We start from the raw sequence: 13936 nt of genomic DNA, 5'->3' as shown, positions 1-13936 counted from the left end.
CGTGAGTGAAGACCGAAAAGCCGACGTCGCGGCCTGGAGAAAGCTCGCCAGCGAGGACCTCAACGGCGAGAGCCCGGATACGTTGATCTGGCACACACCGGAAGGCATTCCGGTCAAGCCCCTGTACACCGCCGCCGACCTCGAGTCACTCGAGGGCACGGACACGCTGCCGGGCGCCTTCCCGTACCTGCGCGGGCCGCGCGCCACCATGTACGCGAACCGGCCGTGGACCATCCGCCAGTACGCGGGCTTCTCCACCGCCGAGGAGTCCAACCGCTTCTTCCACGACAACCTCAAGGCGGGCCAGATGGGTCTGTCGGTCGCGTTCGACCTGGCGACCCACCGCGGCTACGACTCCGACCACCCGCGCGTGGTGGGCGACGTGGGCAAGGCGGGCGTGGCGATCGACTCGGTCGAGGACATGAAGATCCTGTTCGACGGGATCCCGCTCGACAAGATGACCGTCTCCATGACCATGAACGGCGCGGTCATTCCCACGCTCGCGAACTTCATCGTCGCGGCGGAGGAGCAGGGCGTCCCCGCGAACAAGCTCGCCGGGACGATCCAGAACGACATCCTGAAAGAGTTCATGGTCCGCAACACGTACATCTATCCGCCCGAGCCCTCGATGCGGATCGTGGCGGACATCATCGCGTACACCGCGCGGAAGATGCCGCGCTTCAACAGTATCTCGATCAGCGGCTATCACATGCAGGAGGCGGGCGCGACGCAGGTCCAGGAGCTCGCGTTCACGCTGGCCGACGGGCTGGACTACGTGCGCGCGGCGCTCTCGCGCGGACTCACGATCGACGAGTTCGCGCCGCGGCTCTCGTTCTTCTGGGCGATCGGCATGAACTTCTTCATGGAGATCGCCAAGATGCGCGCCGGGCGGCTGCTCTGGGCCCAGCTCATGCAAAAGTTCGAGCCGCGCGACGCGCGCTCGTCGATGCTGCGCACCCACTCGCAGACCTCGGGCGCGAGCCTCACCGAGCAGGACCCGTACAACAACGTGATCCGAACGACCATCGAGGCGCTGGCCGCGGTGCTCGGCGGCACCCAGTCACTGCACACCAACGGCTTCGACGAGGCGGTCACCCTGCCCACGCCGTTCTCGGCGCGCATCGCGCGCAACACCCAGCTGATCCTGGCCGAGGAGACCGGCATCACGCACGTGATCGACCCGCTGGGCGGGTCGTACTACGTGGAGAGCCTGACCGCGGCCATGGCGCGCGAGGCCCGGAAGCTGATCGACGAGGTCGAGTCACTGGGCGGCATGACGCGCGCGATCGAGGCCGGCATGCCCAAGCTGCGCATCGAGGAGGCCGCCACGCGCCGCCAGGCGCGCATCGACCGCGGCGAGGACGTGGTGGTGGGCGTGAACAAGTATCTCGCGGCGACTCCGACCGAGGTCGAGGTGCTCGAGATCGACAACAGCGAGGTGCGCCAAAAGCAGGTCGCGCGGCTGGCCAGGATCCGCGCCACGCGCGACGAGGCGCGCTGCCAGAAGACGCTGGCCGCCCTCGAGGCCGGCGCGCGCAGCCGCGAGGCGAACCTGCTCGAGCTCGCGATCGAGTGCGCGCGGGCACGGGCGACCGTGGGCGAGATCTCCTCCGCCCTGGAGCGCGTGTACGGGCGCCATCGCGCGGAGACGCGTAGTGTCTCCGGCGTGTATGCCGCGGCCTACCGGGGTGACCCGGACTTCGAAGCCCTGCAGCGCGAGATCCGCGCCTTCGCCGACGACGAGGGGCGCCGGCCGCGCATCCTCGTGGCCAAGCTGGGACAGGACGGTCACGACCGTGGCGCCAAAGTCATCGCGACCTCGTTCGCCGACCTGGGCTTCGACGTCGACGTGGGCCCGCTGTTCCAGACGCCCGAGGAAGTCGCGCGCCAGGCGATCGAGAACGACGTGCACGCGGTCGGTATCTCGACCCAGGCCGGCGGTCACAAGACGCTGGTGCCGCAGCTGATCGATGCGCTGCGCGCGCAGGGCGGGGGCGACGTGGTGGTGATCTGCGGGGGAGTCATCCCGCAGCAGGACTACGAGTTCCTGCAAGCGCACGGCGTCTCGAACGTCTTCGGCCCCGGCACGCAGATCCCGCGCGCCGCGCGCGAGGTGCTGCGCTCGATCCGAGACCGGCGCGCATGACGAAAGCGCTGTCCCCCGCGGACTACGTCGCGGGGGTGCGCGCAGGCGATCGGCGCCTCATCGCCAAGACGATCACGCTGCTCGAGAGCCGGCGCGCCGAGCACCGCGAGCTCGGTCAGGAGGTGCTCGACCAGCTCATGCCCGCCACGGGCGGCTCGATCCGCGTGGGCATCACGGGCCCGCCCGGCGTGGGCAAGAGCTCGTTCATCGAGACACTCGGGCTCGAGCTCGTGTCCCAGGGCACCTCACTCGCGGTGCTGGCGATCGACCCGTCGAGCCCCGTCTCGGGCGGCAGCATCCTGGGCGACAAGACGCGCATGGAGAGACTCGCGCGCGAGCCCAAGGCGTTCATCCGCCCCACGCCTTCGGGCGGCACGCTGGGCGGCGTGGCGCACCGCACGCGCGAGGCGATGCTGGTGTGCGAGGCGGCGGGCTTCGACACGCTGCTCGTCGAGACGGTCGGCGTCGGTCAGAGCGAGGTCGAGGTGCGCTCGATGGTCGACCTGTTCGCCGTGCTGCTCCAGCCCGGCGCCGGCGACGAGCTCCAGGGCTTGAAGAAGGGCGTGCTCGAGCTCGCCGACGTGCTGGTCGTGAACAAGGCCGACGGCGAGCAGAAGGCCGCCGCCGAGCGCACGCGCGGCGACTACGAGCACGCGCTGGCGATCCTGCAGCCCGCGTCGCCCGCGTGGACGCCCGTCGTGCTCTGTGCCAGCGCGCGCACGGGTGACGGCGTGGAGCAGTTCTGGCGCACGGTGCTCGCGCACCGCGAGGCCGTGCAGAAGAGCGGCGAGCTCGAGCGGCGCCGCAAGTCACAGGCGCGCGCCTGGCTGTGGCGGCTGCTCGACGAGGGGCTCCAAGCGGCGTTTCGCGCCGACGCCAAGCTCGCGGCGCGCCTGCCGGACCTCGAGGCCGAGGTCGAGGCGCACGCCGTCTCGGCCCCGCGCGCCGCGCGCATCTTGCTCGACATCTTCACGCGCCGGCGCGGGTCGCGCTGACTCGATCCCCTCAACCGGCCCGCGCCCGCCGCCGATACGGCCCTCGACTCCCACTCAGGCGCGACACCATGCCGCAGCTCAACCTCGAGAGCCGTGAGATCACGCTGAAGCTCGTGTACTACGGGCCCGCGCTCTCGGGTAAGACCACGAACCTGAAGCAGATCCACGCCAAGCTCGGCAAGACCGTGCGCGGCGACATGGTCACTCTGGACACCCAGGACGACCGCACCCTGTACTTCGACTTCCTGCCCGTCGAGTTCGGCGTCGAGGGTGACTTCAAGATCAAGCTGAAGCTCTTCACCGTGCCCGGGCAGGTGCTGCACCGCTCGACCCGGCGCGTGGTGCTGGCCGGCGCCGACGCCGTGGCCTTCATCGCCGACTCACAGCGCTCCGCGTCGTCGGCCAACGCCTACTCGTACCGCGACCTCGAGGCCAACCTGCGCGCCAATGGCCTCGACATCCACCAGATCCCGAGCGTCGTGCAGTTCAACAAGCGCGACCTGGAGGACATCAAGCCGCTCGAGGAAGTGCGGAAGGCCTGGGAGGGCACGGGCATCCCGACCATCCCCGCCGCCGCTGCCAAGGGCGAGGGCGTGATCGAGACCTTCGAGGCGCTGCTCATCCGCCTGTTCCGCCACCTGGACCAGCGCCACTCCTTCGGCCAGAAGTTCGGCGTGACCGAGCAGCAGTTCGTCGCCGGCGTGCTCGGCCACTTCCAGGAGCAGAAGGGCACCTGAGCGGGGGTGGCCGAGCGAAGGCCGCCCTGAGCGAGGTCGCAAGCGGCGGCAGCCGCGCGCAGTGAGCCACCTGGCGAACGAAGTCGGTCGGACTCGCAGGAGTCCGCGACGAGAAGGGACCCGCGAGGAAGGGCTCCGGCCCGGCGCGCGAAGCGCAGAAGCGTTCCCCGCACGCGACAGAGTTTGACGGCCCCGCCACGCCGCTGTTACCGTCACCTTACCTAGCCTGTAGGTAGCAGTGATGAGCGAGATCGAGCGGGGCGACGATGTGATGGCGCGGGTGCGCGCGGGAATCGAGGATTTCCGCGCCGGCCGCATGGTGATCCTGGCCGACGACGAGGACCGGGAGAACGAGGGCGACGTCTGCATCGCGGCGTCGCACTGCACGGCCGAGGCCGTGAACTTCATGGCGCGGCATGCGCGCGGGCTGATCTGCCTGGCGATCACGCCCGAGCGCGCGCGGCAGCTCGACCTGCCGCTCATGGTGCGCGACTCGGAGAACGAGACGCCCTACGGCACCGCGTTCACGGTCTCGATCGAGGCACGCGAGGGAGTCACCACCGGCATCTCGGCCGCGGACCGCGCGCGCACGATCGCGGTCGCCATGGCCGCCGGCGCGCGGCCCTCGGACCTCACGCGCCCGGGTCACGTATTCCCGCTGGTCGCCAAGCCCGGCGGCGTGCTGCGGCGCACCGGCCAGACCGAGGGCTCGGTCGACCTCGCGCGGCTCGCGGGCCTCGAGCCCGCGGCGGTGATCTGCGAGATCATGAACGACGACGGGACCATGGCGCGCATGCCCGACCTGAAGGACTTCGCGGCGCGCCACAGCCTGCGCATCCTCACCGTGGCCGACCTGATCAAGTACCGGCTGCGCACCGAGAGTCACGTGGTGCGCGGCGCCGAAGCCCTGGTGCCGTCGCTGTTCGGCGACTTCCGCGCGATCGTGTTCAAGAACGAGATCGACCGCGTCGACCACGTGGCGTTCGTGCGCGGCGAGATCCGGCCCGGCGAGGCCACGCTGGTGCGCGTGCACAGCGAGTGTCTCACCGGCGACGCGTTCGGGTCGCTGCGCTGCGACTGCGGCGAGCAGCTGCAGACCGCGCTCAAGATGATCCAGGAAGAGGGCACGGGCGTGCTGCTCTACATGCGCCAGGAAGGCCGCGGGATCGGCCTGCTCAACAAGATCCGCGCCTACGCCCTGCAGGACGAAGAGGGCCTCGACACCGTCGAGGCGAACGAGCGCCTGGGCTTCCCGCCCGACGCGCGCGACTTCGGCGTGGGCGCGCAGATCCTGGTCAACCTGGGAGTCACCAAGATCCGCCTGCTCACGAACAACCCGCAGAAGCGCGCGGGCCTCGAGGGCTACGGCCTCGAGTTCGTGGAGCTGGTGCCGCTCGAGATGCGCCCCAACGACAAGAACCTCGAGTATCTCCGCACCAAGCGCGAGAAGCTCGGACACATCTTGAACCTGATGAGCTGATCGCATGTCGGTGGCCTACACGATCCTGGGCGTGCTCATGGACGCGCCGGCCCACGGCTACTCGATCCGCAAGCAGCTCGAGGAGACCTTCGCGCAGGACTACGGCCTGAACGACGGCCAGCTCTATCCGGCGCTGGCCAAGCTCGAAGGCCAGGGCTGGATCGAGAAAGAGGTGGTCGAGCAGCAGCGCAGCCCGACCAAGCACCTGTACCGAGTCACGCCCGCGGGCCGCGCCGCGTTCGAGCGCTGGCTCGAGGGCGCCGAGCCGGCGCACGGGCGCGAGCGCCAGAGCTTCTTCTGGCGCGACGAGTTCCTGCAGCGCGCGAGCTTCTTCGAGCACCTCGACCCGGGCGAGGCCGCCGAGCAGATCCGCGCGCGGCTGGCCCAGACGGAGGCCCGGGCGGCGCGGCTCGAGGCGCGCATCGCGAACGAGCGGCCGGGCGCGAAGGACCCGTACCGGCGTATGATCGTCGAGTACGGCGTGCGTCTGCAGCGCATGAGACAGGGGTGGTTGGAAGAGCTTCTGGCGAGGGCCACGGAGACTCACCGGTTCCGGCCCGACGTGCACAAGAATGGGAGAAGCAATGTTCGATAGCGTGGATGACGTCCAGAAGCGCCTGCTCGACCAGAACTACATCGCGGGCAAGAAGATCGCGACGGTGGTGTATCTGGCGTCCAAGCTGAACAAGCCGGTCCTGGTCGAGGGGCCTGCCGGCGTCGGCAAGACCGAGCTCGCCAAGGTGGTGGCGCGCGCCGTGAACCGCCCGCTGATCCGCCTGCAGTGCTACGAGGGCCTCGACGAGTCCAAGGCCCTCTACGAGTGGGAGTACTCCAAGCAGCTGCTCTACACGCAGATGCTGCGCGACAAGATCAACGACGTGATCGCCGGCACCAAGACCATGAAAGAGGCGTCGGAGCGCATCGCGGGTCAGGACGACGTGTTCTTCAGCGAGCGCTTCATCGTGGCGCGGCCGCTGCTCAAGGCGATCACCGCGCCCGAGCCGATCCTCCTGCTCATCGACGAGGTCGACAAGTCGGATCCGGAGTTCGAGGCGTTCCTGCTCGAGGTGCTCTCGGACTACACGGTGAGCGTGCCCGAGGTCGGGACGATCCAGGCCAAGCACCTGCCGCTCGTGTTCCTGACTTCCAACGACGCGCGCGAGATGACCGACGCGCTGAAGCGCCGCTGTCTGCACCTGCACATCGACTTCCCGACCACCGAGGAAGAGGTCCGCATCCTCGAGCTCAAGGTCCCGGGCATCGGCCAGCGGCTGGTGCACGACATCGTCGAGCTCGTGCAGCGCATCCGGAAGCTCGACCTGAAGAAGACGCCGTCGATCAGCGAGACGCTGGACTGGGCGCGCGCGCTCATGGTGCTGAACGCCGACGAGCTCGAGACCGAGCTCGTGAACGACACCATGAACGTGATCCTGAAGCACCAGGGCGACATCGCCAAGGCGCAGAGCGAGCTGAACGCGCTCCTGCAGCGCAAGGCGGCCGAGAAGGCGGCCGGAGCGCCGGTGACTCCGCCGCCCGCGCAGCCGGGTGCCAAGAAGAGCGTGCTGCACTAGACATGCAGAAGAAGCTGGTCGAGTTCACCAACCTCTTGCGCAAGGCCGGCGTGCGCGTGTCGGTCGCCGAGTCACTCGACGCCTTCGGCGCGATCGACGAGCTGCCGCTCGAGGACCGCGAGCTGTTCAAGGACGCGCTGCGCACCACCATGGTGAAGCGCTCCGACGAGATCGACACCTACGACCGGCTCTTCGACTTGTTCTGGTCGGGCTTCCACGACCAGCTGCGGCAGGAGCTGGGTCAGGCCATGGGCGGCATGCCCGAGGGCTTCGATCTCGAGCAGCTGCTCGAGCAGCTGCGCCGCATGCTCGAGAACATGGACGTGGGCGACCTGTCCGAGCTCGCCAAGGCGCTGCTCGGCATGGACCCGAACGCCCTCGAGAAGCTGATCCAGCAGGCGGGCGACGAGGCCGAGGTCCAGAACATCCGCAACATGCTCCAGATCGGCTTCTTCTCGCGCCGCATGATGGAGCAGATGGACATGGAAGGCGCGGCGGGCGAGCTGCGCAGTCTCATGGAGCAGCTGCGCGAGCAGGGCATGGACGAGGACAAGCTTCGGGAGCTCGGCGAGCTACTGAAGGCGGTCCAGGAAGCCGTGCGCCGGGCGGTGCGGCAGTACACCGAGCGCGAGCTCGACAAGCAGAACCACGACTACATCGAGCGCTTCCGGCGCGAGAGTCTGCTCGAGAAGAGCTTCTACAACCTCACCGAGGAAGACCTGCGCAAGCTGCGCGAGGTCGTGCAGCGGCTGGCCCAGAAGCTCAAGAGCGTGATCACCATGCGCCGCAAGCGCGAGCGGCGCGGCAAGTTCGACCTCAAGACCACCATGCGCCGCAACATGGAGCACGGCGGCATTCCGTTCGAGCTCGTGTTCAAGCAGCGCAAGAAGGAGAAGCCGAAGCTCGTCGTCCTGTGCGACATCTCGAGCTCGGTCGCGAACGTGTCGCGCTTCTTCCTGCAGTTCATCTTCTCGCTGCAGGACTGCTTCACCAAGGTGCGCAGCTTCGTGTTCGTCGCGGAGCTCGGCGAGGTGAGTCAGCTCTTCCGCGACCACGAGATCTTCGACGCGATCGACCTGGCGCTCGACGGCGGCGACGTGATCAACCCGTACACGCGCTCGAACTTCGGCATGGCCTTCCACACGTTCTGGCGCGACTACCTGTCCACGATCGACAGCCGCACCACGGTCGTGGTGATCGGCGACGCGCGCAACAACTACAACGACCCGCGGGCCTGGTGCATGCGCGACATCCACTCCAAGGCCAAGAACGTGATCTGGATCAACCCCGAGTCACCGGGCGCCTGGGGCTTCGGTGACAGCGTGATGGACAAGTACCTGCCCTACACGGACATCGCGGAAGAGTGCCGCAACCTGAAGCAGCTCTCGCGGCTCGTCGACCGGCTGATCCTCTAGCCCTGCGCGAGGCCCGACAAGCGAAACAGCCCCGGTAGCTTGCGCTACCGAGGCCCGACAGTGGAACAGCCCCGGTAGCTTGCGCTACCGAGGCTGTTACGGGGTCGGAGAGGGCGGTGGATGACTTTGTGGGGGGTGAGAGGTTGGACATTTCAATTCAGAAATGTCGTCTCCACCGCCTTCTCCATAAACTCTCTGGCGGGAATTCCGCGCCTCCCAGTCGCGGATTAGGCCACGTGGGCAGATTATGCATGGGGAGGCGGAGATGTCAAACCACATTTCCATTTTTCGCAACCTGCCCGATTCGTAGGCAAACCGTTGCTTGAATCTCTCGAGCCATCTACCAGGAGTGAATGGTGATTCCGGGCGAAGCGAATTGCATGAATCGCGCGAGGCGTTTCCACATCCGCAGCTTTGGCTGCCAGATGAACCAACACGACGCGCAGAAGATGGCGAACCTGCTGCACCACGACGGCTGGACGGCGTCCGACGAGGCGGAGGCGGCCGAGCTGGTCGTGATTCACACCTGCTCGATCCGCGAGAAGGCCGAGCACAAGCTCTACACCGAGCTCGGCTGGCTGCTGCAGCGCAAGCAGTCGGAGCCGGGGCTGGTCGTCGGCGTCGGCGGCTGCGTGGCCCAGCAGGAGGGCGAGGCGCTGCTGCGCCGCTTCCCCGGGCTCGACTTCGTGTTCGGCCCGCAGAACCTCGTACATCTGCCCGAGCTGGCGCGCGAAGCCGGCGCCCGCCGGCGCGGGCTGCGCGTCGACTACGACGACGACCCGCAGGCGCGCTTCGAGCTGCCCGAGCTGCACCCCGAGTTCGCGTCCACCTCGCCGGGGCGCGCCTTCGTGACCGTGATGGAGGGCTGCGATCTCTTCTGCGCCTACTGCGTCGTCCCGCGCACGCGCGGCCGCGAGGTCAGCCGCGCCAGTGACCGGATCCTGGCCGAGGTCCGGGCGCTCGCCGAGGGCGGCGTGACCGAGGTGACGCTCCTCGGGCAGACCGTGAACGCCTACGGCCGGCCGCGCCCGGGCATGGCCGCCGGCGAGATCCGCTTTGCCGATCTGCTGCGCCGGGTGGCCGAAGTGCCGGGCATCCGGCGCATCCGCTTCACCAGCCCGCATCCGAGCTTCGTCTCCGACGACCTGATCGAGGCCTACCGCGAGCTACCACAGCTCTGCCCGCACCTGCACCTGCCGGTGCAGAGCGGCTCCGACCGCGTGCTCGCAGCCATGAACCGGCGCTACGACCGGGCGACCTACGTGGACATCGTGGCCCGGCTGCGTGCGGCACGGCCGGGAATCGCGCTCACGACCGACCTGATCGTCGGCTTCCCGGCCGAGACTCCCGACGACTTCCGCCAGACGCTGGGCCTCATGCGCGAGGTGCGCTTCACCGACAGCTTCTCGTTCAAGTACTCCGAGCGGCCCGGTACCCCGGCCCAGCGCCGCGGCCTGGGCGAGATCGATCCGGTCGAGGCGCAAGCGCGCCTGGCGGAGATGCAGACGCTCCAGGGCGAGCTTACGCTCGAGGCGCACCGCGCGCGCGTGGGCGGGCGCACGGACGTGCTCGTCGACGGCCACAGCCGCCGCGGCAGCCACCACTTCTCGGGCCGCGACCCGCACAACCGCCTGGTGAACTTCAGCGCCGGGAGCGACATCGCGCGCGGTGCGTACGCAGACGTCGCCATCGACGGCTACACGCCGCACTCGCTGCTCGGGCGCGAAGCGGCGCCGGCGCGCTGAAAAAAATCCTGTCGGCGCCGACAAGTCTGGAGACTAAGCTGCACCGGAGTTTGGGCCGCGCCCCCTCGCGGACCGAGGAGAGACCTTGCCCAAGGCGCGGATACTCGCGATCGACGACCAGCTCTATTTCCGGAGCTTCGTCGAGGGGCTGCTCTCCGAGGCGGGCTACGCCGTGCGCGCGGTCGCGAACGAGGCGCGCGCGCTCGAAGCCGCGACGCGCGACGGAACGCCGGACGTCCTGATCGCCGACCCGGCCCAGCTCGGGAAGGAGCTCGATGCCGCGCTCGGCCGGCTGCGCGCGCGCTGGCCGAAGATCGCGTGGCTCGCGGTCTCGACCGACGCCGCCGCGCGCGCGACCGCGACCCGCGCCGGCGCGCGCGACTTCCTGCAGAAGCCCGTCGACCGCGAAGCGCTGCTGCGCGCGCTCCAGGCGCTGCTCGCACCGCCGCGCAACGAGGCGGAGCAGGGGAGACTCCTCGACGAGAACGTCCAGCTCATGAGCCGTGTCTCGCTGCTCGAGCGCATGTCGGCGCTGTTCGAGCCGCGCGCGCGCGTCGAGGTGGAGAAGCGCATCGCGCAGCTGCTCGGCGTCGAGACCCGCGCACGCGACATCGCCCTCTACTCGACCCCGCGCAGCGACGGCACGGTCGCGCGCAGCTTCTACCTCTCCGGCGGCGCCGAGCCCGCGCCCGAGGTGTTCGTGTTCGAGCCTCCGGCGCGCGCCGACGCGCTGCGCGCGGGCAAGCTGGTGCCCGAGCCGTCGGAGGCGCAGGCGCGGCTCGTGTGGCTGCCGTTCGCGCGCGAAGGGCGCCTGCTCGCGGTGGCGCGGCTGGCCGGCAGCAGCGACGGCTTCGGTCCGCGCGAGCTCGAGTCGTGCCGGCAGATCGCCGGTCCCGGCGCGCTCGCGCTCGACGTCGCCTCGGACCGCGAGAGCCTGGCGCGCTCCAGCCTGCGCGAGTCACTCACCGGCCTGCCCGGCCGCGACTTCCTCGACGAGGTCGGCCGCACCGAGGTGCACAAGGCGCACCGCTTCGGCCGCCGGCTGTCGCTCTTGTGCGTGGACGTGGAGGGCTTCGATCCCGTGAAGAACGGGGCCGTCCTGCCGTCGCTGGTCAGCGCGATCACGCGCACGCTACGGACCACCGACGTGCTGGTGGCCGAAGGTGGCAAGCGCTTCTGGGTGCTGGTCACCGACACCGATCCGCTGGGCGGCGTGGTGCTGAAGCGCCGCATCGCGCAGCGCCTGCGCGACTCGCTGCGCGAGGGGAACGTCGACGCGAACCCGGCGCTGGGCGTGGCCAACTTCCCGGTCGACGGCGAGACACTCGAGCAGCTCTCCACGGCCGCGGAGCGGCGCGTCCAGGAGGAGCACGCCAGCGTGGTGCGCGAGCTCGGCATCGAGGCCGAGACGCCGCTCTCGGCCATGGGCGCGCGCCTGCTCGACCGCGCGCTGTGGCTGCCGAACGACTTCGTGGGCGAGGCGGCCGAGCTCTTGATCGGCGACCTGGCCTGCCGGCCGCGCGATCGCGGGCTCCTGTTCCTCGCGCCCGGCCCCGACCGCAAGCGCTTCCTCGCGCCGCTCGCCGCACTGGGTGACATCGAGACCGCGACCGAGGTGTTCCTCGCGACCGACGGCGACACCGTGCCCTCGGGCCCGGCAGTCACCGCGCTGTCGCTGCCGCCCAACGTCTCCGCCGACACATCGTGGATCGTGCGCTTCGGCGAAGGCCCGCCCTACGCGCTGGTCGCGGGCAAGCCGCGCAGCGACGGCGCGCGGCCCGTGTTCCACTCGGCCGATCCGGTGCTGGTCGAGCACATGACCTTCCGGCTGCGCGCCGAGACCGGCTTCGGGGTGCGCGCGTGAGGCTGCTGGTCGCAGACCACGACCGCGGGCGCGCCAAGGGCATCGCCGAGGCGTGCAGCAGCCGCGGCCACGTCGTCGAGGTCGCCCAGCACGGCGCGACCGCGCTCGAGCTGTCACTGGAGCGCATCCCCGAGGCGATCATCTGCCCGATCGACCTCGCCGTGATCGACGGCGTGCGCCTGGCGGAGATCCTGCGCGGCAACCCGCGCACGCGCGGCACGAGCTTCATCTTCCTGGTCAACGACGAGCTCGACGCGCCGATCTCGATGGACTCGCGCGACGCCACGGTGGTCGCGCCCTGGCACGAGGCCGACATCCTCGACCACGTCGACGCGATCCTCGAGCGCAGCGCGCGCTTCGGCGAGATCCGCAGCGACACCGAGATCGAAGGCAAGCTCTCGCAGATTTCCGTCGCCGACCTGCTGCAGATCTTCCAGATGAACCAGCGCAGCGGCAGCGTGCGCATCTCGCAGGAGGAGCTGCCGGCGCCGGCCTCGATCGCGATCCGCGCCGGGCAGATCGTCGATGCCATGATCCCGCTCGCCGACGGCACCGCCGTCGTGGGCGAGAAGGCGCTCTACCGGATCCTGTGCTGGAAGGAAGGGCGTTTCGAGTTCATCCCCGGCGAGGTGAAGGACCACCCGCGCATCTCCAAGCCCCTGCGCATGCTGCTGATGGAGGGCATGCGCCAGAAAGACGAGTGGGACAAGCTGCGCCGCGACATGCCGGGCCCCGACTTCCGGCTGGCGCTGCGCGTGCCGCGCGAAGAGATCCCCGCGATCCAGCACCCGCTCACCAAGGAAGTGGTCGACGCAGTCACCGCGTACCGCAAGATCGGCGAGATCGTCGATCACTGCCCGTATCCCGACTACCAGGTGCTGCGCGTGCTCTCCGACCTGTTCGCGCGCGACGCGCTGGGGCTCGAGCACCTGCGCACCACGCCGGAGGGCGGCTTCGCGCAGAGCGAGGCGGCGGTCTTCTCCGCGCCCCAGGTGCGGCGCCTGCGCGAGTGGGCCGCGAGTCAGCGGCCCAAGCTCGGCTCGGTGCTGAAGGTGGTGGTGGCGTGCAAGGAGCGCGCGCTGATGCGCGCGTTCGTGACGGCGCTGCGCGAGTCGACTCACTTCGTGATCGACGGCCGGCTCGCGCGCGAGCCGGACCACTTGGGGGCGCTGGGCACGCTGGGCCACGTGCCGCTGGGCGAGCACATGACCTTGCGGCTGATCTCCACGCCCGCGGACCCGAACTACGAGCCGCTCTGGGACGTGGCCGCGAACGGCATGCTGGGCGCGATCATCCTGCCGGCCGGGCCGTTCGGCGCCGCGCTCGAGGCCACCGAAAACATCTGGACCAAGCTGCGGGCCAAGAGCCCGCGCACCGTGCACCTCTTGCTGCCCGATGCGCCCGGTCTCTCGCTCTCCGATTCGGCGCGCGGCAACCTGCCGCACCTCGAGAGCGGATCCTTCTTCGTGCTGCCGGCACCGACGAGCAACGAACGCCTCGAGGTGCTGCGCAGCGTCTTCGCGAGGCTCGTGCCATGAGCTCCCCATTGGCTGGATTTCCACTGCTCTCCGAGCTGTCCGACGAGAACCGCAAGGTGCTCGAGGGCTATCTCGAGCCCCGCGAGCTCGACGCCGGCTCGGTCCTGTTCCACAGCGGCGAGGAGGCCGACGCGCTCTACTTCGCGATCGAGGGCACCTTCACGATCCGCGCCGAGGGCCAGAGCCTGGCGGAGCTCGGCCCGGGCGAGGTGCTGGGCGCGTTGTCGCTGGTTTCGATCGGCAAGCGCGAATGCGACGCGGTCTGCGCGACCCCGACGCGAGTGATGTCGCTCACTCGCGAGCACTACCTGCGCCTGCGCGACGACGCCCCGGGGCTCGCCCTGCGCCTCCAGGAGGCCGTCCTGCGCAGCTACGCGTCGCTCGTGCGCGGCGTGGTCGGTGACTCGCGCTCGCCCGCGCCCGCGCTTTCTTGACACTGGGGGTA

Annotated in this window: 11 protein-coding genes; all 11 read left to right on the top strand. The window is 69.6% G+C overall.

All coding sequences use genetic code 11. From position 1 onward, the window contains the following. The first annotated feature begins 1 nt into the window (after position 1). Positions 2–2146, top strand: coding sequence for a methylmalonyl-CoA mutase (scpA, locus tag VMR86_08520; protein HTO07090.1), 2145 nt, complete (start codon positions 2–4; stop codon positions 2144–2146). Beyond that, positions 2143–3141 carry a methylmalonyl Co-A mutase-associated GTPase MeaB gene (gene meaB, locus VMR86_08515; GenBank protein HTO07089.1) on the top strand — a complete coding sequence of 333 codons (999 nt, stop codon included), beginning with the start codon at positions 2143–2145 and terminating at the stop codon, positions 3139–3141. Before scpA ends, meaB begins: the two co-directional genes overlap by 4 nt. A 68-nt stretch (positions 3142–3209) precedes the next feature. Then, on the top strand, positions 3210–3878 hold the full coding sequence (locus VMR86_08510; protein ID HTO07088.1) for a hypothetical protein: 669 nt from the start codon (positions 3210–3212) through the stop codon (positions 3876–3878). A gap of 241 nt (positions 3879–4119) precedes the next feature. Continuing rightward, positions 4120–5358 carry a bifunctional 3,4-dihydroxy-2-butanone-4-phosphate synthase/GTP cyclohydrolase II gene (locus VMR86_08505; GenBank protein ID HTO07087.1) on the top strand — a complete coding sequence of 413 codons (1239 nt, stop codon included), beginning with the start codon at positions 4120–4122 and terminating at the stop codon, positions 5356–5358. Between the two features lie 4 nt (positions 5359–5362). Further along, positions 5363–5953: a PadR family transcriptional regulator gene (locus tag VMR86_08500; GenBank protein ID HTO07086.1), complete on the top strand. Its 591-nt coding sequence runs from the start codon at positions 5363–5365 to the stop codon at positions 5951–5953. Continuing rightward, on the top strand, positions 5943–6929 hold the full coding sequence (locus tag VMR86_08495) for a MoxR family ATPase (GenBank protein ID HTO07085.1): 987 nt from the start codon (positions 5943–5945) through the stop codon (positions 6927–6929). Before VMR86_08500 ends, VMR86_08495 begins: the two co-directional genes overlap by 11 nt. A gap of 2 nt (positions 6930–6931) precedes the next feature. Further along, positions 6932–8344 (top strand): VWA domain-containing protein, encoded by a 1413-nt coding sequence (locus tag VMR86_08490; GenBank protein ID HTO07084.1) that lies wholly within the window; start codon positions 6932–6934, stop codon positions 8342–8344. A 380-nt stretch (positions 8345–8724) separates the two neighbouring features. Continuing rightward, a complete protein-coding gene (gene miaB, locus VMR86_08485; protein ID HTO07083.1) occupies positions 8725–10089 on the top strand; it encodes a tRNA (N6-isopentenyl adenosine(37)-C2)-methylthiotransferase MiaB in 1365 nt (454 codons plus the stop codon). An 85-nt stretch (positions 10090–10174) separates the two neighbouring features. Further along, a complete protein-coding gene (locus VMR86_08480) occupies positions 10175–11953 on the top strand; it encodes a diguanylate cyclase (protein ID HTO07082.1) in 1779 nt (592 codons plus the stop codon). Continuing rightward, the gene (locus VMR86_08475; protein ID HTO07081.1) at positions 11950–13491 is read left to right on the top strand and encodes a DUF4388 domain-containing protein; all 1542 of its coding nucleotides are present in this window, start codon (positions 11950–11952) and stop codon (positions 13489–13491) included. Before VMR86_08480 ends, VMR86_08475 begins: the two co-directional genes overlap by 4 nt. Then, positions 13488–13925 (top strand): cyclic nucleotide-binding domain-containing protein, encoded by a 438-nt coding sequence (locus VMR86_08470; GenBank protein HTO07080.1) that lies wholly within the window; start codon positions 13488–13490, stop codon positions 13923–13925. The genes VMR86_08475 and VMR86_08470 overlap by 4 nt, the downstream gene beginning before the upstream one ends. Positions 13926–13936 lie beyond the last annotated feature (11 nt).

Source organism: Myxococcota bacterium, from assembly GCA_035498015.1.
In the GTDB taxonomy this organism is placed as follows: domain Bacteria; phylum Myxococcota_A; class UBA9160; order SZUA-336; family SZUA-336; genus VGRW01.
This window is presented reverse-complemented; position numbering and strand designations above follow the sequence as displayed.